General features: G+C 68.9%; 19 protein-coding genes and 1 tRNA gene. 8 read left to right on the top strand and 12 right to left on the bottom strand.

What is annotated here, in order from left to right; genetic code table 11:
• Positions 1-98 precede the first annotated feature (98 nt).
• The 6 genes from rho to argS all read right to left on the bottom strand — a co-directional run bounded on the left by rho (position 99) and on the right by argS (position 9,243).
• The gene (gene rho / locus HGG74_RS08360; protein WP_168485896.1) at positions 99-2,294 is read right to left on the bottom strand and encodes a transcription termination factor Rho; all 2,196 of its coding nucleotides are present in this window, start codon (positions 2,292-2,294) and stop codon (positions 99-101) included.
• Positions 2,295-2,665: 371 nt separating this feature from the next.
• Positions 2,666-3,628: a homoserine kinase gene (gene thrB, locus HGG74_RS08355; protein ID WP_168485895.1), complete on the bottom strand. Its 963-nt coding sequence runs from the start codon at positions 3,626-3,628 to the stop codon at positions 2,666-2,668.
• A gap of 7 nt (positions 3,629-3,635) precedes the next feature.
• A complete protein-coding gene (gene thrC / locus HGG74_RS08350) occupies positions 3,636-4,736 on the bottom strand; it encodes a threonine synthase (RefSeq protein ID WP_168485894.1) in 1,101 nt (366 codons plus the stop codon).
• On the bottom strand, positions 4,737-6,059 hold the full coding sequence (locus HGG74_RS08345; protein WP_168485893.1) for a homoserine dehydrogenase: 1,323 nt from the start codon (positions 6,057-6,059) through the stop codon (positions 4,737-4,739).
• Between the two features lie 80 nt (positions 6,060-6,139).
• Positions 6,140-7,600 carry a diaminopimelate decarboxylase gene (lysA, locus tag HGG74_RS08340; RefSeq protein WP_168485892.1) on the bottom strand — a complete coding sequence of 487 codons (1,461 nt, stop codon included), beginning with the start codon at positions 7,598-7,600 and terminating at the stop codon, positions 6,140-6,142.
• Positions 7,601-7,602: 2 nt separating this feature from the next.
• The gene (gene argS / locus HGG74_RS08335) at positions 7,603-9,243 is read right to left on the bottom strand and encodes an arginine--tRNA ligase (RefSeq protein ID WP_168485891.1); all 1,641 of its coding nucleotides are present in this window, start codon (positions 9,241-9,243) and stop codon (positions 7,603-7,605) included.
• A gap of 229 nt (positions 9,244-9,472) precedes the next feature.
• Here argS and HGG74_RS08330 point away from each other — a divergent pair, with 229 nt between their 5' ends.
• The 4 genes from HGG74_RS08330 to HGG74_RS08315 all read left to right on the top strand — a co-directional run bounded on the left by HGG74_RS08330 (position 9,473) and on the right by HGG74_RS08315 (position 12,524).
• Entirely contained in the window at positions 9,473-9,898 is a 426-nt protein-coding gene (locus HGG74_RS08330) for an FMN-binding protein (protein ID WP_168486007.1), read from the top strand.
• Between the two features lie 5 nt (positions 9,899-9,903).
• A complete protein-coding gene (locus HGG74_RS08325) occupies positions 9,904-10,809 on the top strand; it encodes an FAD:protein FMN transferase (RefSeq protein WP_312856789.1) in 906 nt (301 codons plus the stop codon).
• A complete protein-coding gene (locus tag HGG74_RS08320) occupies positions 10,806-12,341 on the top strand; it encodes a ferredoxin--NADP reductase (protein WP_168485890.1) in 1,536 nt (511 codons plus the stop codon). Before HGG74_RS08325 ends, HGG74_RS08320 begins: the two co-directional genes overlap by 4 nt.
• A 110-nt stretch (positions 12,342-12,451) precedes the next feature.
• Positions 12,452-12,524 (top strand) — tRNA-Arg (locus HGG74_RS08315).
• A gap of 84 nt (positions 12,525-12,608) precedes the next feature.
• Here the strand turns inward: HGG74_RS08315 and HGG74_RS08310 are convergent.
• Positions 12,609-13,595, bottom strand: a complete 987-nt coding sequence (locus HGG74_RS08310; protein ID WP_168485889.1) for a GlxA family transcriptional regulator — start codon at positions 13,593-13,595, stop codon at positions 12,609-12,611.
• Between the two features lie 81 nt (positions 13,596-13,676).
• Here HGG74_RS08310 and HGG74_RS08305 point away from each other — a divergent pair, with 81 nt between their 5' ends.
• Positions 13,677-13,844, top strand: coding sequence for a hypothetical protein (locus tag HGG74_RS08305; protein WP_168485888.1), 168 nt, complete (start codon positions 13,677-13,679; stop codon positions 13,842-13,844).
• An 80-nt stretch (positions 13,845-13,924) separates the two neighbouring features.
• Here the strand turns inward: HGG74_RS08305 and HGG74_RS08300 are convergent, their stop codons facing one another.
• From HGG74_RS08300 to HGG74_RS08285, 4 genes are all read right to left on the bottom strand, one after another.
• Positions 13,925-14,482 carry a DinB family protein gene (locus tag HGG74_RS08300; protein ID WP_312856788.1) on the bottom strand — a complete coding sequence of 186 codons (558 nt, stop codon included), beginning with the start codon at positions 14,480-14,482 and terminating at the stop codon, positions 13,925-13,927.
• A 151-nt stretch (positions 14,483-14,633) separates the two neighbouring features.
• Positions 14,634-15,425 carry an ABC transporter ATP-binding protein gene (locus HGG74_RS08295; RefSeq protein ID WP_168485886.1) on the bottom strand — a complete coding sequence of 264 codons (792 nt, stop codon included), beginning with the start codon at positions 15,423-15,425 and terminating at the stop codon, positions 14,634-14,636.
• Between the two features lie 2 nt (positions 15,426-15,427).
• Complete coding sequence (locus HGG74_RS08290; RefSeq protein WP_168485885.1) at positions 15,428-16,345, bottom strand: ABC transporter permease; 918 nt, start codon at positions 16,343-16,345, stop codon at positions 15,428-15,430.
• 40 nt (positions 16,346-16,385) lie between these two features.
• Positions 16,386-17,399: an ABC transporter substrate-binding protein gene (locus HGG74_RS08285; RefSeq protein WP_168485884.1), complete on the bottom strand. Its 1,014-nt coding sequence runs from the start codon at positions 17,397-17,399 to the stop codon at positions 16,386-16,388.
• Positions 17,400-17,730: 331 nt separating this feature from the next.
• On the opposite strand from HGG74_RS08285, the gene hrpA reads away from it, so the two are divergent.
• Positions 17,731-21,690, top strand: a complete 3,960-nt coding sequence (gene hrpA, locus HGG74_RS08280; RefSeq protein WP_168485883.1) for an ATP-dependent RNA helicase HrpA — start codon at positions 17,731-17,733, stop codon at positions 21,688-21,690.
• 51 nt (positions 21,691-21,741) lie between these two features.
• On the opposite strand, the gene HGG74_RS08275 is transcribed toward hrpA, so the two are convergent.
• Positions 21,742-22,332: a helix-turn-helix domain-containing protein gene (locus HGG74_RS08275; RefSeq protein WP_168485882.1), complete on the bottom strand. Its 591-nt coding sequence runs from the start codon at positions 22,330-22,332 to the stop codon at positions 21,742-21,744.
• Between the two features lie 48 nt (positions 22,333-22,380).
• Between HGG74_RS08275 and HGG74_RS08270 the strand changes: the two genes are divergently transcribed.
• Positions 22,381-23,259, top strand: a complete 879-nt coding sequence (locus HGG74_RS08270; RefSeq protein ID WP_168485881.1) for a class I SAM-dependent methyltransferase — start codon at positions 22,381-22,383, stop codon at positions 23,257-23,259.
• A 194-nt stretch (positions 23,260-23,453) separates the two neighbouring features.
• A complete protein-coding gene (locus tag HGG74_RS08265) occupies positions 23,454-23,912 on the top strand; it encodes an NAD(P)/FAD-dependent oxidoreductase (protein ID WP_205761600.1) in 459 nt (152 codons plus the stop codon).
• The last annotated feature ends 101 nt before the right edge of the window (positions 23,913-24,013 follow it).

The following is a 24,013-nucleotide window of genomic DNA, read 5'->3' as shown; positions in this document are numbered from 1 at the left end:
AAGCTCCCCTGCCCTCGCAGGCTCGGGCAGGGACCCTGTTATCTCTTAGGGCCTGCCGAAGCGGGGCGGGGCCGGCAAAAAACCAGCGGCTACAACAGCTACTTGTCGTCGTCGGACTTCGAGCCCAGCGTCGTCTTCTGGACCTGCATCAGGAACTCGACGTTGGACTGCGTCTCCCGGATCTTGCCGGTGAGCAGCTCCAGCGCCTGCTGGGTATCCAGTCCGGACAGCACCCGGCGCAGCTTCCACATGATCTTGACTTCCTCGGGCGAGAGCAGGTTTTCCTCACGCCGTGTACCGGAAGCGTTCACGTCCACCGCCGGGAAGATGCGCTTGTCCGCCAGCTGGCGGCTCAGGCGCAGTTCCATATTGCCGGTGCCCTTGAACTCTTCGAAGATCACCTCGTCCATCTTGGAACCGGTCTCCACCAGCGCCGTGGCCAGGATGGTCAGCGAGCCGCCGTTCTCGATGTTGCGGGCGGCGCCGAAGAAGCGCTTCGGCGGGTACAGCGCCGAGGAGTCCACACCACCGGAGAGGATCCGGCCCGAGGCCGGGGCGGCCAGGTTGTAGGCACGGCCCAGGCGGGTCATCGAATCCAGCAGCACCACGACGTCCATGCCCAGCTCCACCAGGCGCTTGGCGCGCTCGATGGCCAGCTCGGCCACGGTGGTGTGGTCGTCGGCCGGACGGTCGAAGGTGGAGGCAATGACCTCGCCCTTGACCGTGCGCTGCATGTCCGTGACTTCTTCCGGACGCTCGTCGACCAGCACCATCATGAGGTGGACCTCGGGGTTGTTGATGGTGATGGCATTGGCGATGGACTGCAGGATCAGCGTCTTGCCTGCCTTGGGCGGGGACACGATCAGGCCGCGCTGGCCCTTGCCGATCGGGGCGACCAGGTCGATGACGCGGGGGCCGATCTTCTTCGGCTCGGTTTCCAGGCGCAGGCGCTGGGACGGGTACAGCGGCACGAGCTTGCTGAACTCGACGCGGTCCTTGTTGTCCTCGGCCGGCTTGCCGTTGACCGAGGTCAGGCGGACCAGGGCGTTGAACTTCTGCCGGGTGTTCTGGTTGGCGCCGTCGCCGTCGCGCGGGGCGCGGATGGCGCCGACGACGGCGTCGCCCTTGCGCAGGTGGTACTTCTTCACCTGGGCCAGCGAGACGTAGACGTCGTTGGGACCGGGCAGGTAGCCGGAGGTACGGATGAAGGCGTAGTTATCCAGCACGTCCAGGATGCCGGCCACGGGCAGCAGCACGTCGTCGTCGGTGATTTCCGTGTCCTCGACGTCAACGCCCTGGCTGCGCCCGCGGCGGCGGTCGTTACGGTCCCGGAAGCGGCTGCCGGACTCGCCGTCGCGGCCGCGCCCGCGGTCCCTCTCCCGGCGGTTGCGCCGGCCGCGGCCGCCGTCCTCGCCGTCCTCCTGGGCACGCTCGGCCGGCTCCCGGCCGGATTCGCGCCCTGCATCCCGCGCTGCGTCGCGGTCACCGCGGTTGCGGTTGCGTTCGCGGCGCTCGCCGCGGCGCTCCGGGGCGGCCTCGACCTGGCCTTCGGTGCGGACCTCGGCCTGCGTGGCGGTCTCGGCTTCGCCCTTGCCCGCCTGCACCGTTTCCTGACCTGCGGTCCGGTCTTCGGCCTGGGCCTCCGCGGCTGCCTCGGCCTTGCCGGCGTCGGCCTCGGCACGGCGGGAACGGCCGCGGCCGCGGCGGTTCTCCCGGCCGGTTTCGGCCTCGGGGCGGGTCTCGGCCGGAGCCTCGGCGGCTGCTGCCGGCGGGGTGCTCTGGCCTGCGGCCTGGGCTGCAGCCTCGGCCGGCAGAGTGCTCTCACCTGCGATCTGGGCTTCGGCGGCGGCAACGGTGCCGTCCGATGTGGCCCGGCGGCTGCGGCTGCGGGTGCGGCTGACACGCTCGGCGGCCTTGGTCAGGTCACCGCCGGCCTTCTTGGCCGGCGCCTCGGCGGCTTCGTCCGCCCGGGCCTGCTGCGGCTGCGCTGCTTCAGGCTGCTCCGGGGCCTTTTCCGGCTGTGCCGGCCCGGCCGGAGCCTGCTCCGCTGCGGACGGCTGGGCGGCCTTGGCAGTGCGCCGGGCAGGACGGTCCGCTACCGCGGAGCCCCGCTGGTGGTCGGAAATCGCGGAGACAAGGTCGCTCTTGCGCATCCGCGAGCCGCCGGTGATCCCCAGCTGTCCGGCCAGCACCTGGAGCTGGGCGAGCTTGAGACCGGCGAGCCCTGCGCTCTTCGGCGCAGCAGAGTCTGCTTTTTGTTCCACACCTGCGACCAGGTCAGTGGTTTCTGTCACGAAGGTTCCTTCCCCCTCGTCGGGCGGTCCGGATGGGACCAGGACCGCGGTGTCTGTCTCCCGTCCGGTGCATGAGAAGCCCGGACGGGTTCGGGTTTGCCGTCAGCCTGGGGCCGGGCAAAGCCGAGTAATAGAAATAGCCTTGGCTGGAACCCATTCACCCGGGCTGGGGGTGCGCCGCTGTGCCGTTAGCTGAATATGCGCCGGCAAAGTGCGTGGCGGGACCTGGAAGGCTGCACCGATACATGGGTTGACCACGTCACGTGCCACAATGATCCGCTCAGGAGCATTCAATACTGACGGGAATCAATACCGACCCGGACCAACGGCGGTCGGTCCGGATGTGGTCGATCGGAAGCGTCCCTAGCCGGTTAATTCCGGGGGTGCACTCCTACTTTAGCACCTTCTGTGTCCACTGCGAGCCGCAGCACATGCCAGCCGTCGGGGACCCGGGAGGTCTTCAGATGACCGGCGATCAGGGCTTCGACGGCGGCGGCCTCGTCCTCGCCCCGGGCCAGAGTCATCACGGTAGGCCCTGCCCCGGAAACCACCGCCGCATACCCTGCGGTGCGCAACGCCTCGATCAGGTCGGCGCTCGGCTGCATCGCCGGGGCACGGTGGGCCTGGTGCAGCGCATCCACGGTACCGGGCAGCAGCAGCGCAGGAGCGTGCGTCAGCGCGTGCACCAGCAGGGCTGCCCGGCCCGAGTTGGCTGCGGCGGCGTCGTGCGGGACGGTCTGCGGCAGCAGGCCCCGTGCCAGCTCGGTGGAGAGCTCGTAGGCGGGAATGGCCACCACCGGGACAATGTCCGGATGGGTGTCCACGGCGGTGCTGAAGAACCTGCCGTCCTCGGCCCAGGAAATGGCCAGCCGGCCGGCCAGCGCCGGAGCCACATTGTCCGGGTGGCCTTCCAGTTCGGAGCAGCGCTGCAGGATCTGCGCATCGTCGAGCCGGGCCCCGTCCGGCAGCAGCGCGTTCGCCGCCAGCACCGCCGAGACAATCGCGGCGGCGGAGGAGCCCAGGCCCCTGCCGTGCGGAATCACGTTCTCCGCCCGCAGCCGCAGCCCGGCGGCGCTGAAGCCTGCCGATTCCAAGGTGTCGCGCACCGTCCTGATGATCAGGTGGGATTCATCCGTCGGCAGTGCCGACGCGCCCTCCCCGGCGACCTGTGCCCGGAAGATGCCGTCATCGGTGGTTTCCACCGCGACCGTATCGTAGAGGCTCAATGCCAGGCCCAGACTGTCAAATCCCGGACCGAGATTGGCACTGGTGGCCGGAACCCGCACGCTCACGTGCTGCCCGGCCTTGACCACGGTGCGCTCCAATATCTTCAAGGCTTCCCTACTCCAGGCCCAAGGCGGCGGCCACGCTGACGACGTCGAAATCAACCTTGATGGGCGAGACGTCGCTCCCGTCCTCGGTCCGCAGCGCCCACTGCGGATCCTTCAGCCCATGGCCGGTCACGGTGATGACGATGGTCTTGCCGGCGGGCACTTCGCCGGCGGCGTGCTTCTTGAGCAGACCCGCCACGCCGGCGGCCGAGCCGGGCTCGACGAAGACGCCTTCCTTCGAGGACAGCCAGCGGTGGGCGGCAAGGATTTCGCCGTCGGTGACCGCATCGATCAGGCCGCCGGACTCGTCCCGGGCGGCGATGGCGGTCTCCCAGGAGGCTGGATTGCCGATCCGGATCGCGGTGGCAATGGTTTCCGGCTCGGTCACCGGGTGCCCGAGCACCAGCGGTGCGGCTCCGGCGGCCTGGAAGCCCCACATCTGCGGGGTCCTGGTGGCAACGGCGGGCAGGGTGCCGGCAGTCGGGGACTCATATTCGGCCGCGTATTCCTGATAGCCCTTCCAGTACGCCGTGATGTTCCCGGCGTTGCCTACCGGCATCACGTGGATGTCCGGGGCATCGCCCAGGAAGTCCACGGTCTCAAACGCTGCCGTCTTCTGGCCCTGGATGCGTGCCGGATTGACCGAGTTGACCAGGAACACGGGGTAGGCCTCGGAGAGCTTGCGCGCCACCTCGAGGCAGTTGTCGAAGTTGCCGTTGATCTGGATGATCTCGGCCCCGTGGGCGATGGCCTGGCTCATCTTGCCCATCGCAATCTTGCCCGCAGGCACCAGCACGGCGCACTTCAGGCCCGCCTGGGTGGCGTACGCTGCGGCCGACGCGGAGGTGTTTCCGGTGGAAGCGCAGACCACCGCCTTGGCGCCGGCCTCGACGGCGGCGGTGATCGCCATGGTCATGCCGCGGTCCTTGAAGGAGCCGGTGGGGTTCATCCCCTCGACCTTGAGGTAGACCGCCGAACCGGTGAGCTCGGAGAGGGCCTTGGCGTGGACCAGCGGAGTACCGCCCTCACCCAGGGTGATGATCTCGGTCTGCGCGGTGACCGGCAGACGGTCGGCGTACTCGCGGATCACGCCGCGCCATTGGTGAGCCACTTAGACTCCTTCTACTCGCAGGACGGAAATAACTGAATTGACGACGTCGAGCGCGCGGATGTCCTCGACCGTGGCCGCCAGTGCGGCCTCCGGGCCGCGGTGGGTCACGATCCGCAGCTCGGCAGCCGGCCGCTCAGCGGCCAGGGCCGCGGCGGCGGGCTCGGTGTGGATGGTCTGGCGCATGGTTTCGATCGAGACGCCGTGGCTGGCAAAAATCTGCGCGATCCTGGCCAGCACGCCCGGCTGGTCGGCCACGTCCAGGCCAATGCAGTAGCTGGTGGTCACGGCGCTGAGCGGCAGCGCCGGGATTTCGGCCTTGGTGTCCTCCAGGCGCCAGGGGCCGCCGGCTACCAGCGCGCGGGCAGCGCTGACCACGTCCCCCAGCACCGCCGAGGCGGTGGGAGCGCCGCCGGCGCCCTGGCCATAGAACATGAGCTGCCCGGCGTTGTCCGCTTCGACGAACACGGCGTTGAACGCCCCGTGCACAGCGGCCAGCGGATGCGTGCGCGGCAGCAGGGTCGGGTGCACGCGCACCGAGATGCCCTCCGTGCCGTCCTCGGTGATCAGCTTTTCGGCGATGGCCAGCAGCTTGATCACCATCGAGGCATCCTTGGCGGCGGCGATGTCGTCGGCGGTAACCTTGGTGATGCCCTCGCAGTAGACATCGTCGAGGTTGAAGTCTGTGTGGAAGGACAGTCCGGCCAGGATGGCACCCTTGGCCGCCGCGTCCAGACCCTCGATGTCGGCGGTCGGGTCCGCCTCGGCGTAGCCGAGTGCCTGGGCCGCCTTCAGCGCGTCGGCGAACTGCGCGCCGGTGGAGTCCATCTGGTCCAGGATGTAGTTGGTGGTGCCGTTGACGATCCCGAGCACCCGGGTGATCCGGTCCCCGGACAGGCTTTCGCGGATCGGGCGCAGGATCGGGATGGCCCCGGCGACGGCGGCCTCGTAGGCCAGGCGCACTCCCGCCTCGTGCGCCTTCGCGTAGAGCTGCTGCCCGTGCGTGGCGATCAGGGCCTTGTTGCCGGTCACCACCGTGGAGCCGCCTTCGATGGCGCGCAGGATCAGGCTGCGGGCCGGCTCGATCCCGCCCATCAGCTCAATCACGATGTCCTTGCCCTTCACCAGCGTCTCGGCGTCGGTGGTGAACAGGTGCCGCGGCAGGTCGACCTCGCGCGGCGAATCGATATTGCGCACGGCGATGCCCGCCAGCTCCAGCCGCGCGCCGACCCGGGCCGCGAGGTCGTCCGCGTCCTCAAGCAGGATCCGGGCCACCTGGGAACCGACATTGCCGCATCCCAAGAGTGCCACTTTCAGCGTGTCCATGCCGCTTCAACTCCCAATCAGTGAAATTTGCACAAGTTATCGCGCCGCCGCCGCGTCGGGGCTCTCGGCGCTGGCCAGGGTCAGCCCAGGTCGCGGGCCAGCAGGTCGTCTTCGGTCTCGCCGCGGACGATCAGGCGCGCCTGTCCGTCCCTGACGGCAACCACCGGCGGCCGGGGGACGTAGTTGTAGTTGCTGGCCAAGGCCCAACAGTAGGCGCCGGTGGCCGGAACGGCCAGCAGGTCGCCCGCCGACACGTCCGCGGGCAGATAGACATCCCGCACTACAATGTCACCGCTCTCGCAGTGTTTGCCAACCACGCGGGAAATAATCGGTTCCGCATCCGTCACACGGGAGGCCACCACGGCCGAGTAGTCGGCGTCGTAGAGCACCGGCCGGGCGTTGTCGCTCATCCCCCCGTCCACGGAGATGTAGCGCCGCGGGCTGGTGCCGCCCTCATCGAGGTCCACGTTCACCGTCTTGGAGGTGCCCGCCTCGTACAGCGTGAACGTCGACGGGCCCACGATGGCCCGCCCGGGCTCGATCGAGATCCGCGGGACGGGGATGTCCAGCCGTTCGCAGACCGAGCGGACGACGCCGGCCATGGCCTGGGCCAGTTCGGCCGGCGGGCGCGGGGTGTCCTCTTCGGTGTAGGCGATGCCGTAGCCGCCGCCAAGGTCCAGCTCCGGCAGGTCCACGCCGTGGTCCTGGCGGATCCGGGCAAGGAAGGTCAGCAGCCGTTCGGCCGCCAGGGCAAAGCCTTCCGGCTCGAAGATCTGCGAGCCGATGTGGCAATGCAGGCCCAGCAGGTTGATGGACGGGGCGGCCAGCGCCCGGGCCACGGCCACGGCGGCCGGGGAGCTGCCTTCCCGCCCGCCGGCCGGGCTGCCGTCCGCCGGGTCGTCGGCCATCGAGAGGCCGAACTTCTGGTCCTCGTGGGCCGTGGCAATGAACTCGTGGGTGTGCGCGTGCACACCCGGGGTCAGCCGCAGCATGACATTGGCTCGTTCGCCCCGGGCGGCGGCCAGGTCCGCCAGGCGCTGCAGTTCGTCCAGGCTGTCCACCACGATCCGGCCCAGGCCCATGTCCAGGGCACGGTTCAGCTCGGCGTCGGACTTGTTGTTACCGTGCAGCCCGAGCTTGTCCCCGGACAGACCGGCGCGCGCGGCCACCGCCAGTTCGCCGCCGGTGCAGGTGTCCAGCCGCAGGCCCTCCTGGTCCACCCAGCGGGCCACCTCGGTGCACAGGAAGGACTTGCCGGCGTAGTAGACGTCCACTCCCCCGCACAGTCCGCGGAAGGCGTCGTCGAAGGCGTCCTTGAATTCGCGGGCCCGGGCGCGGAAGTCCGCTTCGGAGAGCACAAACAGCGGGGTGCCGAACCGGGCCTTCAGGTCCGCGACACCGACACCGGCGACCGAGAGTTCGCCGGTGTCGGTGCGCGCCACATCCCGCGCCCACAGCTGCGGGCGCAATGCGTTGGCATCGTCGGGGCGGCTGAGCCAGCGGGGGGCCAGCGGGGAGGCCTGGGCAGAGGTCGACGTCATGTTCACATCCGCTCCGGGGCGCTGACGCCGAGCAGTTCCAGGCCGTTGGCCAGCACCTGGGTGGTGGCGTCATTGAGCCACAGGCGGGTGCGGTTCACGTCTGCGACCGGTTCCTCGCCCATCGGGGTCACGCGGCAGACGTCGTACCAGCGGTGGTAGGCGCCGGCAATGACCTCCAGGTGGCGGGCAATCCGGTGCGGCTCGCGGAACTTCGCGGCGGTGGCCACCACCGACGGGTACTCGCCCAGCTTGGCCAGCAGCTCGTTTTCGGTCGCATGGTCCAGCAGGGAGGCGTCGAAGGCGCTGCGGTCCACACCGGCAGCGACGGCGTTGCGGGCCACAGCGCAGGTGCGGGCATGGGCGTACTGGACGTAGAAGACCGGGTTGTCGTTGCTGTTCTTCTTCAGCACCTCCGGATCGATGGCCATCGGTGAGTCCGCCGGGATGCGTGCCAGCGCGTAGCGCAGCGCGTCCTTGCCGAGCCATTCGACCAGGTCGCGCAGCTCGATGATGTTGCCGGCGCGCTTGGACAGCCGGGCGCCGTTGACCGAGATCAGCTGGCCGATCAGCACCTGGATGTTCGCCTCCGGATCGTCCCCGGCGCAGGCGGCGATGGCCTTCAGGCGGTTCACGTAGCCGTGGTGGTCCGCCCCCAGCAGGTAGATCTTCTCCTCGAACCCGCGGTCCTTCTTGGACAGGTAGTAGGCGGCATCGGCGGCGAAGTAGGTGGGCTCGCCGTTGGCCCGGATCAGCACCCGGTCCTTGTCGTCGCCGAAGTCCGTGGTGCGCAGCCAGACGGCGCCGTCCTCGTCGAAGATGTGGCCCTGGGCCCGCAGGCGTTCGACGGCGGCCTGGATGGCGCCGGTGCTGTGCAGCTGCTGCTCGGAGAAGTAGACGTCGAAGTGCACGCCGAATTCGTGCAGCGTCTTGCGGATGTCCTCCATCTGCGCCTCGTAGGCCGCGTGCCGGACCACCGGCAGGGCCGCGGCGTCGGTGAGTTCGCGGATGTCCGGGTGGGCGGCCAGCACCTCGCGGCCGAGGTCGGCAATGTAGGCGCCCGGGTAGCCGCCCTCCGGCGTCGGCCGCCCGTGGATGGCAGCCAGCACGGACTCGCCGAACTTGTCCATCTGCTTGCCGGCGTCGTTGATGTAGTACTCGGCAGTGACTTCGGCGCCGCTGGCGCGCAGTACCCGGGCGATCGCGTCCCCGAGGGCCGCCCAGCGGGTATGGCCGATGTGCAGCGGGCCGGTGGGGTTGGCGGAGACGAATTCCATATTGATCACGTGCCCGGCCAGCGCCTCGTTGGTGCCGTAGGCGGGTCCGGCCTCGACGATGCTGCGGGCCAGCGAGCCCGCGGCCCCGGCCTCCACCGTGATGTTCAGGAACCCGGGACCGGCAATCTCGACCTTGGCCACACCGCTGATCTGCACCAGGCGGGCGCTGAGGATTTCGGCAAACTGGCGGGGGTTCAGGCCGGCCTTCTTGCCCAGCTGCATCGCCACGTTGGTGGCCCAGTCCCCGTGCTCCCGGTTCTTCGGACGTTCCACGCGCACCTCGCCGGGCATCTCGACGGCGAATTCGCCGGCGTCGATGGCGTCCTGAAGGCAGGCGGTAATGGCAGCGGAGAGTTCTTCTGGAGTCACCCATTAAGCATAAAGGCCCGCACAGCCTGAAAGATTCCGCCCCGCGGGCCGCCTGCCGAACCGTCCTGCCGGGCTCCTTCGGCAAAAACCTGCGGCTCGGCAGGCCATCCACAGGAAACCACAAGGCCGGGCACGGCCCGCGCGCCGTAGAGTGGTGCACGTGCCCGCTTCCCGACCATCAGGAGTGCCAGTGACACCCGGAACCGCCAGGACCAGGACCGGAAACTATATGTTCGCCGCTGCCGCGGGGGTATCCCTCCTCGGCGCCGCCGGATGCGCGCCCGGTGCCCAGGACAGCGCTGCTTCCGCTCCGACCGCCGCAGCCACGGGTGCCCAGGGACAGCAGGCGGCAGAGGGTTCCTACGCCGACGGCACCTATTCGGCGGACGGGCACTACCAGTCCCCCAACGGCACCGAAACCATCGGCATCACGCTGACCCTCGAGTCCGGCGTCGTCACCGCCGTCGAGGCGCAGACGCATCCCTCCAACCCCAACACCCGGCGTTTCCAGGGCGAGTTCGCCAGCGGCATCGCCGCGCAGGTCGTGGGCAGGAGCGTGGACGAGCTTCAGGTCTCCAAGGTCGCAGGATCGTCGCTGACCAGCGGTGGCTTCAACGACGCCCTGGCGCAGATCAAGGCCGAGGCCTCGCGGTAGCAGCCGTGCCCGGCGCCGGATTCCCCCGCCTGTCCGGCGAGCTGTCCCACGAGCTGTCCTTCGAGGCGGTCGGGACCCGGTGGTGTATTGCCACCGAGGATCCGCTGGACGCAGCCACGCGCGCGGCGGTGGACGGCTGCATCGAGGATTACAGCCTGTTGTGGTCCCGTTTCCGCGCTGACTCGCTGGTGGCGCGGCTGGCCCGGCAGGCAGGAGCCTGCCGGCTGCCGCAGCACGCGGCGGACCTGGCCGCCGTCTACGCTGCCCTGCACCGGGCCACCGGCGGGCGCGTCTCCCCGCTGGTGGGCGCTTCGCTGGAGCGCCTGGGCTACGACGCGCACTACTCGCTGGTTCCGTCCGGACCGCCGCTGCCCGCGCCGGCCTGGGACGGGCGGCTGGACTGGAGCGGTCCGGTCCTGGCCACCAGCGCGCCGCTGCTGCTCGACGTCGGTGCGGCCGGCAAGGGCCAGCTGGTGGACCTGGTGGCGGGCGTGCTGCGGGAGCGCGGATACGGCCGCTGCATCGTCGACGCCGGCGGCGACATGCTGATCCGTACCGGCGAGCCGGTGCGGGTGGCACTGGAACACCCTTACGACAGTTCCCGGGCGGTCGGCGTCCTCGAACTGGCCGACCAGGCTGTTGCCGCCTCGGCCGCCAACCGCCGTGCCTGGGGGGACGGCCTGCACCATGTCCTGGACGCGCACACCGGACAGGCGGTGGAGACTGTGGTGGCCAGCTGGGCCACCGCCGCTTCGGCGCTGGTGGCCGACGGCGTCGCCACCGGGCTGTTCTTCGCCTCCCCCGCGGAGCTGGCGCAGGAGCCGTGCCTGTCCGGTTTTTCCTGCGTCCGCATCTTTTCCGACGGGCGGGCGGAATACTGGGGAACCTTGAAGGGAGAACTGTTCGCATGAGTGCCAGGCTTGATGCCCTCCTGGGCCGCATCACGATGTACCGGCTGGTGGTCCTGGTCCTGCTGGCGCTGCTCGCCGAGGCCCTGGTGCTGTCGGCCGCCGGGGTGTTCTTCTTCACGGTCGCCGACATGGCGGCCAGCCTCGCGGTGCTGCTGGCGGCCACGCTGGGCAGCAGCTGGGCCTGTGCCCGGCTGGCCGGAGTCCGCGCCCATCCGGATTCGGCTGTGATCACCGCGCTGCTGCTGTTCTTCCTCTTCTTCCCGGACGCCCAGCCCGGCATGCTCGTGTCCCTGGCTTTCGCCGGCGCGGCCGCCGGTGCCAGCAAGTTCCTGCTGGCGGTGCGCGGCCGGCATGTGTTCAATCCGGCGGCGGCAGCGGCCGTGCTGGTAGCCCAGCTCAGCGGTGTCCTGCCCTTCATGGCAGCCAATGCGGCCACCTGGTGGGCTGCCACTCCCGCACTGCTGCCCGTGGTGGCGCTCGGTTCCTTCCTGGTCCTCTATCGCAGCCGCAAGCTGGCCCTGGGCATGATGACCGTGCTGGTCAGTGTGGCCGTCATATCCGTCCGGCTGATCGCCACCGGCACGGATCCGGCCACCGCGCTGTGGACTTCCGTCGGGTCCTATCCGGTGGTTTTCCTGGCCGGGTTCATGCTCTCGGAGCCGCTGACGCTGCCGCCGCGGCGTTGGCAGCAGCTGGCCTGCGCCGCCGTCGTCGCCCTGCTGGCCTTCGTCCCCTTCCACGTGGGACCGGTCTTCAACTCGCCCGAGCTGGCGCTGCTGGCCGGCAATGCGCTGGCCTTCCTGGCCGGCCAGCGCGGACGCATTGTGCTGACCTACCGCGGCAGGCGGCCCCTGACCGCCACCAGCGAGGAGTTCAGCTTCGAACCCGCCCGGCCCGTGGCCTTCCGCCCCGGCCAGTACATGGAGCTGAGCCTGCCGCATGCATCCGCGGACGCCCGCGGCCGGCGGCGGGTATTCAGCATCACCTCCGCCCCGTCGGATCCGCAGGTCACCTTCGGCCTGCGCCTGTCCGAGCCGTCCAGCAGTTTCAAACGCCAACTGCTCCAGCTCCAGCCAGGAGCCCGCGTGGAGGCAACCTACGTTGCCGGGGATTTCCTGCTGCCCGCCGATACGTCCCGGCCCGTCCTGCTGGTGGCCGGCGGCATCGGCCTGACGCCGTTCATCAGCCAGCTGCGCAGCCATTACGGCCGGGAAGGCCGGGACATCCGGCTGGTCTATGCGGTCCGCCGGGCCGACGACGTCGCCTACCGGGAGGTGCTGGCCCGGCTGGGGGTTCCGGTGACGCTGTTCGCCCCTGGGTTTTCCCCGGATACACATGAATTGCCCCGGGGCTGGCAGCACCAGCACTCGGGCGGTTTCCCCACTGCCGAGCAGCTGCGTGCGTCCGTTCCGGACCTGCCCCGGCGGGCCGTCTACGTCTCCGGCTCACCGGAGTTCGTCACCTCCGCCCGCCGGGAACTGCGCCGGGCCGGGGCGGAAACCATCCGCACCGATGCCTTCACCGGCTACTGAGGGCGCCGTTTTCGTATCCCGGCCCATGACCTGATAAGCTCTATGAGTCCTGAAGATCAGTGCACACGCCGCCGGTTTACCGGGTCCGGCAGTGGACCGGTCGAAGCCACGCCCTCGTAGCTCAGGGGATAGAGCGTCTGCCTCCGGAGCAGAAGGCCGTAGGTTCGAATCCTATCGAGGGCACGCAGAGGACAGTGAAGGGCCCGGAGCCGCAAGGCTTCGGGCCCTTCGACGTTTCCGCCGCCGGAACGGGTGGCCCCACCGTCGTCAGGTCCCGGTGTGCTGGGGCAGGTTCATGGGCCGCACGCCGCGGAAGGTGCGCCGGTACGCCGCCGGGCTGATCCCCAGCACCTTGGTGAAATGGTGCCGCAGCAGCACCGCCTGGCCGAAGCCGCACACCCGCGCAATCTCCTCGACCGCCAGGTCCGACTCCTCCAGCAGTTCCTGGGCGCGCAGCACCCGCTGGGAATTCAGCCAGGCCGCGGGCGTCGCACCGGTTTCGGCCCGGAAGCGCCGGGCAAAGGTCCGCTCGGACATGTGCACCCGGGCGGCCAGTTCCGCGACGCTGACATCCTGGCCGAGGTTTTCGCCGAGCCAGACCAGCAGATCCTTGAGCGTGTTGCAGCCGGCCAGGGACACGGGCCTGTCGATGTACTGCGCCTGGCCGCCGTCCCGGTGCGGCGGAACCACCATGTCCCGGGCGATTGCCGCGGCCACGGATGCGCCCAGCTCCGTGCGCACCAGGTGCAGGCAGGCATCGATGCCGGCAGCGGTGCCGGCACTGGTAATGATCCGGCCGTCCTGGACATACAGCACGTTCTCATCGACCTCGACCAGCGGATACTCCTCCGCCAGCCGGCGGGAATACCGCCAGTGCGTGGTGGCCCGGCGGCCGTCCAGCAGCCCGGCCTCGGCCAGGGCGAACGCCCCCGAACATACCGAGAGCACCCAGGCGCCGCGTGCATGCGCGCGGCGCAGGGCCTGCTTGACGGCCTGCGGGAGCGGCCCGGAATCCTGGTAGGGGGCCACGACCACCAGGTCCGTATCCTCGGCCGCGTCCAGGCCACGGGGTACGTTGATGGAAAAACCGGTTTTGGTGCCGATGGTGCCGGGCCGTTCGGTGCAGACGGTGAAGTCGAAGGCCGGAACCCCTGTTCCGCGGTCCGATCTGTCGATCCCGAAGACCTCGCAGACCACGCCGAATTCGAACGGCGACGCCTCGGGAAGGACCAGGACGGCTACCTTTTTCAGCATGCCTCCATTATGGCGCTTTTTTATCGTTAATGGTCTTTTCTGCCACTCTTTTTTTGTCCCACTCAGGCGCACGATGGCGGTATGGAACTCTTCCTGGCACTGGCAGTCATCACCCTCGTCGTCGCCCGCACCATCCGGGCGGTCACCCGGGACGGCCTGGGGCACTCCCCGGCCGAGCGCTCGCACGTGGACTGGGCCGCGGACTCCCTGCCCAGCCGCGCCTACGCGGATCTGGCCCGCTTCCGCTGACCCATCCACAATGCAGATAATGCCCGTTTCCGGGTCGGAAACGGGCATTATCTGCATTGTGGACGGGTTTTGGCCGGAGGCTATTGGCGGTGGGCGAAGAGGTCGCGCAGCAGGGCGACCTCGGCCAGGTGGTGGATCAGCTCGCGGTTGATGTGCAGCACCAAGGCCGCCATGGGACGGCCGGCATAGTCGCCTTCGGCAGGGCCGCAGGCCCGGTCGAGCCCCTCCGTGCCCAGCGAGCGCACTCCCTGCATCCACCGGCCGTAGTATTCGTCGAGCAGCCCCAGCGCGCCGTCCGCAGTCCCCGGGTAGTCGAAGTCCTGGTAGCTGACCGGCGGACCATCGAAATGCGCAGCATTGCGGACGCCGAGGACGCCGACCAGGATGTGTCCCAGTCGCCAGGCAATGGTGGTCACCGGTGCCGGGGACGGCTCGGGCAGGGCGAAGTCAATGGTGAACGCACCGGAACCGGCGGCAATCGGCGCCCGGCCGGTGCCGCGGTGCCGGAGGTTCCAGCAGCCCTCGGCGGGCTCCCAGAAATATTCCTCGTCCGTCAGGCCATCCAGCCGCGGCCGGGCCTGGTGCTCCCAATGCCACACCAACTGGTCCTGCAGTTCCGCCGCAACGTCAAATGCCACCGGTTCCCCCTTCCCGCCCGGCCGGCGGCCGCGGCGTCCCTGACCTCCATGATGGGCGCCACCCTCAGGTTTGCCCAGCACGCGGGCCCCTGCAGAACAGCGGAAGGGCCGCATACGGCAGGTATGCGGCCCTTCCGGGATGTGCGGGCAGTTACTGAAGCATGGTGCGGTCGTCCACTGCCGCGCCCTTGATCTTCTCGAACTCGTGGAGCAGGTCCGGCACCGTCATCCGGCTCTTCTGCTCCCGGTCCAGGTCCAGGATGATCCGGCCCTCGTGCATCATGATCAGCCGGGTACCCAGCTGCAGCGCCTGCTCCATGTTGTGCGTGACCATCAGCGTGGTCAGGTGGTGGCGTTCGACGATCTCCGCGGTCAGCCGGCTGACCAGCGCCGCGCGCTGCGGATCCAGCGCCGCGGTGTGCTCGTCCAGCAGCAGGATGCTCGGGCTGCTGAAGGTGGCCATCAGCAGCGACAGCGCCTGGCGCTGGCCGCCCGAGAGCAGGCCCACCTTGGCCTTGAGCCGGTTCTCCAGCCCCAGTTCCAGGGACTTGAGTTCCTCGCGGAAGAACTCCCGCTTCTTCCGGGTCACCCCCGGCGCCAGGCCGCGGCGCTTGCCCCGCTCATAGGCGATCGCCATGTTCTGCTCGATGGTCATCTCCGGCGAGGTGCCGGCCATCGGGTCCTGGAACACCCGCCCGACGAACCGGGCGCGCTGGTAGTCGGCGAGCCGGGTGACGTCCCGGCCGTCGATGGTGACCGTGCCGGAATCCGGACGGAGCTTTCCCGAGGTGATGTTCAGGATGGTGGACTTGCCGGCGCCGTTGCTGCCGATGACCGTGACGAACTCGCCCGCCGCGAGCGACAGGTTGATCTCCTGCAGCGCGACGCGCTCGTTGACGGTGCCTGCGAAGAAGGTCTTGTGTACGTTCTTGATTTCCAGCATGATCAGGCCTTTGCCCCCGCCGCTTCGGTTGCTCCCGTCAGGGTTTTCTTCATGTTCGCAAGCCCCTGGACTTTCCGGAAGACCTTCAGCTGCGGCAGCACCAGGGCGATGACCACCAGCACGGCCGAGATGAGCTTCATGTCGTTCGGATTCAGGCCCGCCTGCAGCGCCAACTGGATTACCACCCGGTACAGCACCGAGCCGAGCACCACGGCCAGGGTGGCCACGAAGATGATCCGGGAGCCGAAGATCGCCTGACCGATGATCACCGAGGCCAGCCCGGCCAGGATCAGGCCGATGCCCATGCCGATGTCGGCGAAGCCCTGGTACTGGGCGATCATGGCCCCGCACAGCGCCACCAGGCCGTTGGACAGGGCCAGGCCCAGGATCTTGGTCCGGTCCGTGCTGACGCCGAAGCTGCGGATCATCTGCTCGTTGTCGCCGGTCGCCTGCAGGGACAGGCCAAGGTCCGTGTGCAGGAACCAGTCGATGACCAGCTTGATGACCAGCGCCACGACGGCAAAGACCATGATGCCGACGGCGGAACCGATGAACCCGGCCTCCCGCAGCGGCGTAAGCAGGGTTTCCTCCCGCAGCAGCGGCAGGTTCGCCTTGCCCATGATCCGCAAATTGATCGAATACAGGGCAATCATGGTCAGGATGCCGGCAAGCAGCCCGTTGATCTTTCCCTTGGTGTGCAGGATGCCGGTTACCCAGCCCGCTGCCATGCCCGCGGCAAAGGCCGCGAGGGTGGCAACCACCGGCGGTACGCCGTTGATGATGCTGATGGCTGCGACGGCCGCACCGGTGGTGAAGCTGCCATCGACCGTCAGGTCGGGGAAATTCAGGATCCGGAAGGTGAGGTACACCCCCAGGGCCATGACCGCGTAGATCAGGCCCAGTTCAACCGCAACTATCATGCGTTTGGTTCCTTAGTTCTTATCGGGCTGCCTGCTGGCGTTACTTGATGACCCTGTCGGCGGAATCCAGCACGTCGGCCGGAATCTCGATGCCCATGCGTCCGGCAGCGGCCTGGTTGATCACCCGCTCCAGCTCCGAAGCGGTCTCGATCGGCATGGAGGCCGGCTCGGCCTCGCCCTTGAGGATCTTCACGGCCATCAGGCCGGTCTGGTAGCCCAGCTGTTCGTAGTTGATGCCCTCGGTGGCGAGCGCGCCGCGCTCCACGCTGTCGCCCTCGGCGGCGATCACCGGGATCTTCTTTGACTCGGCCACCTGGATCAGGGATTCCAGCGCGGAGACCACGTTGTTGTCGGTGGGCACGTAGAAAGCATCGACGTCGAGGGACTGGGCCGCCTGCTGGACTTCGCCCGAGTTGCTGATCGTCGCTTCCCGGATTTCCAGGCCCAGCTTCTGCGCGGCTTCCTTGGCCAGGTCCACCTGGACCTGGGAGTTCACTTCGCCGGAGCTGTAGACGATGCCCACGGTCTTCGCCTCGGGGGCGATCCGGGTCAGCAGCGTCAGCTGCTCCTCCACCGGATTCAGGTCGCTGGTGCCGGTGATATTGCCGCCCGGCTTCTCCAGGCTGTCCACCAGATCCGCCGAAACCGGGTCCGTCACGGCCGTGATCAGGACGGGGATGTCGGTGATCGCCTGGGCGGCAGCCTGGGCCGTCGGCGTGGCGATGGCCAGGACCAGGTCCTTCTGGTCGGTATTGAACTTGCCGGCGATATTGGTGGCGGTGGCCTGGTCGCCCTGGGCGTTCTGCTCGTCGTAGTTGACGTTCTCGCCGCCGACATAGCCGTTGTCCGCCAGCGCCTTCTTGAACCCTTCGCGGGCGGCGTCCAACGAGGGATGGGAAACGATCTGGGTAATGCCAATATCGACACTCTCCCCGCCGGCCGCGCCGGGAGAACCTGCCGGGCTGGGCGAACCACCCTCGCCACCACAGGCGGTGGCGAGCAGTGCGGTGGCCAGCAGGCTGGCACCCAGGGTGGCCATTCTCGAACGTTTCATGCGTTGTCCTTTCAACACGGCCGCGGGTATTCGGGCGCCGGGGCCGTCCGGCAAATGTTCCGCCGCAGCCGGGGCCGGCGCACTCTGCCCATGCCGCGTCGTCGCGTGGGGGCAGGAGGATCTTTCTGCGGAACGTCTTCACCGATATTACCTGTGAAGCAGGTCACAATGTCCAATCGGTGGCCCATTGTCAGGACAACCATAGACGACAGGCCGGCCTTCGCAAGACAAAACAGCGGGAAGCGCAGGCGCCGCCGTCAAACCGTCCAAGCTGACGCCGTGACCGGGCCGGCACGACGCGTTTCCAGGCCCGGATAAACTGGTACCAATCATGGCTTTGACACTTTCCTATCCCCCGGCCCTCCCGGTTTCCGAACGGCGGGAGGACATTATGGCCGCCATCGCGGCCAACCAAGTCACCGTCATCGCCGGCGAGACAGGGTCCGGCAAGACCACGCAGATCCCGAAAATGTGCCTGGAACTGGGCCTCGGCGAGAAGGGGCTGATCGGCCACACCCAGCCGCGCCGGCTGGCGGCCCGCACGGTGGCCGAGCGGATCGCCGAGGAGCTGGACGTCGCCCTCGGGGAGGAAGTGGGCTTCCAGGTCCGCTTCACCGGCGAGGTGGGCAAAGCCACCCGGATCAAGCTGATGACCGACGGCATCCTGCTGGCCGAGATCCAGCACGACAAGCTGCTGAAGAAGTACAGCACGATCATTATCGACGAGGCCCACGAACGCAGCCTCAACATCGACTTCATCCTCGGCTACCTCAAGCGCATCCTGCCGCAGCGGCCGGACCTGAAGGTGATCATTACTTCTGCCACCATCGACCCGGAGCGTTTCGCCCGGCATTTCGGCACCGAGGACCGGCCGGCGCCGGTCATCGAGGTCTCCGGGCGCACCTACCCGGTGGAAATCCGCTACCGGCCGCTGAACCTGCCCGCCGGGGAGGTGGATCCGGACGACGATTCGACCGAGCTCGAGGAGGACCGGGACCCGCTTGACGCCGTCTGCGACGCCGTGGACGAGCTGGCTGCGGAGGCGCCGGGCGACATCCTGATCTTCTTCTCCGGCGAACGCGAAATCCGCGACGCCGCCGAGGCGCTGCGCCCCCGCGTGCAGGCCAACCGCCGGCTCGCCGGGGCCGAAATCCTGCCGCTGTTCGCCCGGCTCTCGCTGGCCGAGCAGCACCGGGTCTTCACACCCGGCGGCAAACGCCGGATCGTGCTGGCCACCAACGTGGCGGAAACCTCCCTGACGGTCCCGGGCATCAAGTATGTGATCGACACGGGCACGGCCAGGATTTCACGCTACTCCCACCGCACCAAGGTCCAGCGGCTGCCGATTGAGCGCATTTCCCAGGCCTCGGCGAACCAGCGCTCGGGCCGCTGCGGCCGCGTCAGCGACGGTATCGCCATCCGGCTGTACTCGGAGGAGGACTTCGCTTCCCGCCGCGAGTTCACCGACCCGGAAATCCTGCGCACCAACCTGGCGGCGGTCATCCTGCAGATGACGGCCATGGGCGTGGCCCGCAGCCCCAAGGACATCGAGTCCTTCCCCTTCGTCGAGCCGCCGGAAACCCGGGCCATCAACGATGGCGTGAACCTGCTGCGCGAACTCGGCGCGCTGGCCGAGCCCGGGCAGCGCGCCGGCCTCACCGCCGTCGGACGCCAGCTGGCGCAGTTGCCGGTGGATCCCCGGCTGGGCCGGATGATCGTCGAGGCCGGCCGGCGCGGCTGCGTCCGCGAGGTCATGGTCCTGGCCGCAGCGCTGACCATCCAGGATCCCCGCGAGCGGCCGACCGAGCAGCAGCAGCAGGCTGCCGAGAAGCACAAGCGCTTCGTGGACGAGAACTCGGACTTCACCGGCATCCTCAACCTCTGGCGCTACGTGCAGGAGAAGCAGAAGGAACTCTCCTCCAGCGCCTTCCGCCGGCTGTGCCGCAATGAGTTCATCAACTACCTGCGCGTGCGCGAATGGCAGGATCTCTTCGCCCAGCTGCGCCAGCTGGCCAAGCCGCTGGGCATTACGCTCAGCCCGGGCAGCGACGTGGATCCGGTGGGCAAACACGACGACATCCACAAGTCCCTGCTGGCCGGGCTGCTGAGCCACATCGGCCTGTACGACGAGCGCAAGCGCGAATATACCGGGGCCCGCGGCACCCGGTTCGCCATCTTCCCCGGCTCGGCCCTGTTCAAGAAGTCCCCGGACTGGGTGATGGCCGCCGAGTTGGTGGAAACCTCGCGGCTCTGGGCGCGGGTCGCAGCCCGGTTCGATCCGCTCTGGGCCGAGGAAATCGCCCCGCACCTGCTCAAGCGCAGCTACTCCGAACCGCACTGGTCCCGGCGGATGGGTTCGGTGATGGCGTACGAGAAGGTCACCTTGTACGGGGTGCCGATCGTGCCCCAGCGGCGGATCCAGTACGGGCGGATCGACCGCGAGCTGAGCCGCGAGCTCTTCATACGCCATGCCCTGGTGGAGGGCGACTGGAAAACGCACCATAAGTTCTTCCAGCGGAACCGGAAGCTGCTGGCCGAGGTGGAGGAACTGGAAACCCGCACCCGGCGGCGCGGCCTGCGCGTGGATGACGAGACGCTCTTCGACTTCTACGACCAGCGCATCGGTCCGGAGGTGGTTTCCGAGCGGCACTTCGACAAGTGGTGGAAGGCAGCCAGGCAGGACAACCCTGCCCTGCTGGACTTCGACCCCGAAGCCCTGCTCACCGAGGAAGCCGAGGATCTGGACGAGAGCGCTTTCCCGAAGACCTGGCACCAAGGTTCCTTCGAGCTGCCGCTGAGCTACGAGTTTTCCCCCACCGCGCCGGGGGCGGCACCGAATGCTTCGGACGGGGTAACGGTGAAGATCCCGGTGCTGTTCCTAAACCAGCTGGAGCCGGCCCCGTTCCGCTGGCAGATCCCCGGCCTGCGCGCCGAGCTGGTCACCGCCCTGATCCGCTCCCTTCCCAAGCAGGTCCGCAAGAACTTCGTGCCTGCCCCGGACGTGGCCCGGGCCGCCGCCGCGGTGCTGTCCACGGACTTCGATCCCGCCAACGATGAGCTGGAGCCGTCGCTGGAACTGGTGCTGCGCCGGCTCAAGGGGCACATCATCCCGCCCGGGTCCTGGAACTGGGACAGCGTGCCGCCGCACCTGCGCATGACCTTCCAGGTGGTGGACGGCAAGGACCGGATCCTGGGCGAGGGCAAGGACCTGGCCCGGCTGCAGGAGGAACTGGCACCGGCCACCCGCCGGGCCATCGCCGAGTCGCTGGGGGCCAGCCCGCAGACCGTCAAACCGCTGCCGAAGTCCGGCCCCCGCGGCGTGCGCGCTACCGAACAGGCCGCGGGCGTGGGGACCAGGACGCGGTTGTCCGCGGCGACAGGGGACCGTGCCGAGGCCATGGTGCTGGCCAATGGCGACGTGCTCGCTGAACGGTCGGGGCTGAAAGGCTTCGCACCGTCGGTGCTGCCGCGGCAGGTCTCGCGTCTGGTAGCCGGACACAAGGTCACCGGTTACCCGGCATTCGTCGATGAAGGCGAGGCCGTCGGGCTGCGGATCTACCAGACCCGGGCCGAACAGGAATCGGCAATGCGCTCGGGCATCATCCGGCTGCTCGCGCTGCGGATCCCCTCGCCGCAGCGCTATGTGCTCGAGCACCTGAACAATACCGAAAAACTGACCTTCAGCCAGAATCCGCATGGTTCGGTCAGTTCGCTGATCGACGACTGCACCCTGGCGGCCATCGACAAGCTGGTCCCGGCGCAGCTGCCCTTCACCGCCACCGAGTTCAACGACCTGTACGAGACGGTGCGGGCGGAGCTGATCGACACGGTGTTCACGGTGACCGCCGTCGTCGAAAAGATCCTCTCCAGCACCCGCCGGATCCAGAAGGCACTCAAGTCCAGCACCAGCCTGCCGCTGATCAGCGCACTCAACGACATCAAGGCGCAGCTGGAGCAGCTGGTGTATCCGGGATTCGTGGCGCGGACCGGCTATGCGCAGCTGAGCCAGCTGCCGCGCTATCTGGCCGCGATCGAGCGCCGGCTGGAGAAACTGCCCACCAACGTCGCCCGTGACGGACAGCAGATGGCCATCGTGCAGCGGCTCGAGGATGAGTATGACGACGCCGTGGCGGCCCTGCTGCCCGGCTCGCGTCCCGGAGCGGGCCTGCAGCGGGTGCGCTGGATGCTCGAGGAACTGCGCGTCAGCTTCTTCGCGCAGGAACTGGGCACTGCCTATTCGGTCTCGGAAAAGCGTGTCCGAGCTGCGCTGCACGAGGCGCTCGCGGCCTGAGCGGCGCAGCCCGGGAGCGCAGCCTGCGGAGACGTCCACCTGCTGCCGTCGTCACGGCCGCGGGGCCGCCTCCACGGTGTGCAGGTGGGCGCGCTCCCCGTCGTGGTCGAAGATGGTGAGGATCTCCACCGGACCGTCCTGGGCGCCGATGGCGTGCGGGACCATGGTCGAGAACTCGGCCGCGTCCCCGGGCTGGACCAGGATGGTCCGCTCCCCCAGCCGCAGGCGCGCCGTGCCGGACAGCACCGTGAACCACTCGCGGCCAGGATGCACGCCCAGTTGCTCTGCTCCGGCGGGCCGTTCGGGAGTGATGCGCATCTTCGCTACGGTCACGCCGTGGACAGCCCCTTCGCGGGACAGCAGCCAGGTGGTCATCCCGCGGGTGTGGCTGGGCTGCGGCCGGATCACCACGTCCTCGTCTTCGGCGGATTCCACGAGCTGGTCGAGCGTGGTGTCGAGGGCCCGGGCGATGGGCACCAGCTGGTCGAGGGCGATCCTGCGGTGCCCGGTCTCGATCCGGCTCAGGGTGGACGGGCTGAGGTAGCAGCGCGCGGCCAGGGCATCCAACGACCAGCCGCGGGCCAGCCGCAGGCCGCGGATGCGCTGGCGGATCACGGTGTCCAAGGGCAGTTCTTGCGTCATAAGCAAGAGTGTATGCCTGTTAGGCACGAAATGCTTAGCATGGAGGACATGGCACAGCACTCCTCCCACCACCACTCCCCCGACCAGCACCACGGCCTCCACCGGTACGGCGGAGGACACACGCATCACGATGCAGCGGGGCTCGCAGAGCTGCTGGACCTGGACGCAGAGGTGCTCGCGACCTACCTGGCGGCGGTAACCGGCTGGACCCGGCAGCACGCGCCGGAGCTTCCGCGCACCGTCGTCGACCTGGGCGCCGGGACAGGTGCCGGCAGCCTGGCACTGGCGCGCCGTTTCGAAACGGCTGCGGTCGTTGCGGTCGACAGGTCGGCAGTGATGCTCGAGCGGGTCCGGGCCGCAGCACGCGAACAGGGCCTGGCGGGCCGATTGCGCGTCGTGCAGGCCGACCTGGACGTCGCCTGGCCCGAGGTCGGGGCAGTGGACATCGCGTGGGCCGCCTCATCCCTGCACGAGGTCGCCGACCCGGAGCGGGTATTGCGCGACGCCTACGCCGCGCTGAACCCCGGCGGCCTGCTGGTCGTGATCGAAATGGACACCCTGCCGCGGTTCCTGCCCGACGACGTCGGAACGGGCCGGCCGGGACTGGAGTCACGCTGCCACGAGGCGCTGGCACAGGCGGACTGGAACCGGCACCCGGACTGGCGGCCCCACCTGGAACAGGCAGGCTTCCAGATCGCCGCGCAGCGAAGCTTCAGCACCGAGGCCGGCCAGGCCTCGCCGGGCACCGGCCGCTACGCACAGGCCTACCTGCGCCTCATCCGGCCCGCCCTCGACGGCCGGCTGGGCGCCGAGGACCTCGACACCCTCGACCATCTCCTGGCGGAGGACGGCCCCCACGCGCTGCTGCGCCGCCGCGACCTGGCGGTCCGCGGCACCCGGACCGCCTGGGCGGCCCGCCGTCCCTGACACCGCACGGACCAGCGCACCCAGCATCACGCCGGACCCGGTACGTCCGCCGGAGCGATGCTATGAAGGAGGTACTCCGTGAGTACGGAACCAAGCTATGAAGCCGCAGTCATCGGAGGCGGTGCCGCGGGCCTGAGTGCAGCCGTCCCCCTGGGACGCTCCCGCCGCCGGCGTGCACAATGTCCTCGGCAGGGATGCAATCCCGCCGCTCGAGCTGCCGGCTGCCGGACGGCGGGAAGCAGAGCACTACGGCGCGGAGATCCGCCGCGACCGGGCCGGCCGACGGGCTCCCCGACGTGCCCGGTGTCCGGGAGTTCCGGGGAAAGAGTGCGCTGCATTGCCCCTACTGCCATGGCTGGGAAGTCCGCGGGCAGCGGATCGGCGTCCTCGGCACGAGCGCCCTGGGCATCCACCAGGCCCTCCTGTTCCGGCAGCTCAGTGACGACGTCGCGCTGTTCCCCGACCAGATGCCCGCCCCGGGCGACGAGGCTCGGGAGCAGCTGGCCGCGCTCGATATCCGGACCGTCGACGGCGCCGTACGCTCTCTGCAGGCCGGCGGCGGAACGCTCACGGAACATCCGATGGGAACCTTCATCGGGACGGGCCGATGGGGCGGACGGAAATGCCCGGCGTGTGGGCAGCAGGGAACGTGAGCGACCTTGCGGCGATGGTCGCTGCCGCCGTCCGGGCCGCATCCTCCTCCCCTGCGGTTTAGGCGCGCGGCGACGCCGGGACCGCTGCCGGCTGTGTGAGC

This window comes from Arthrobacter mobilis (assembly GCF_012395835.1).
In the GTDB taxonomy this organism is placed as follows: Bacteria; Actinomycetota; Actinomycetes; order Actinomycetales; family Micrococcaceae; genus Crystallibacter; species Crystallibacter mobilis.
The sequence above is the reverse complement of the archived record's forward strand: the minus strand, read 5'-3'. Positions and strand labels throughout refer to the sequence as shown.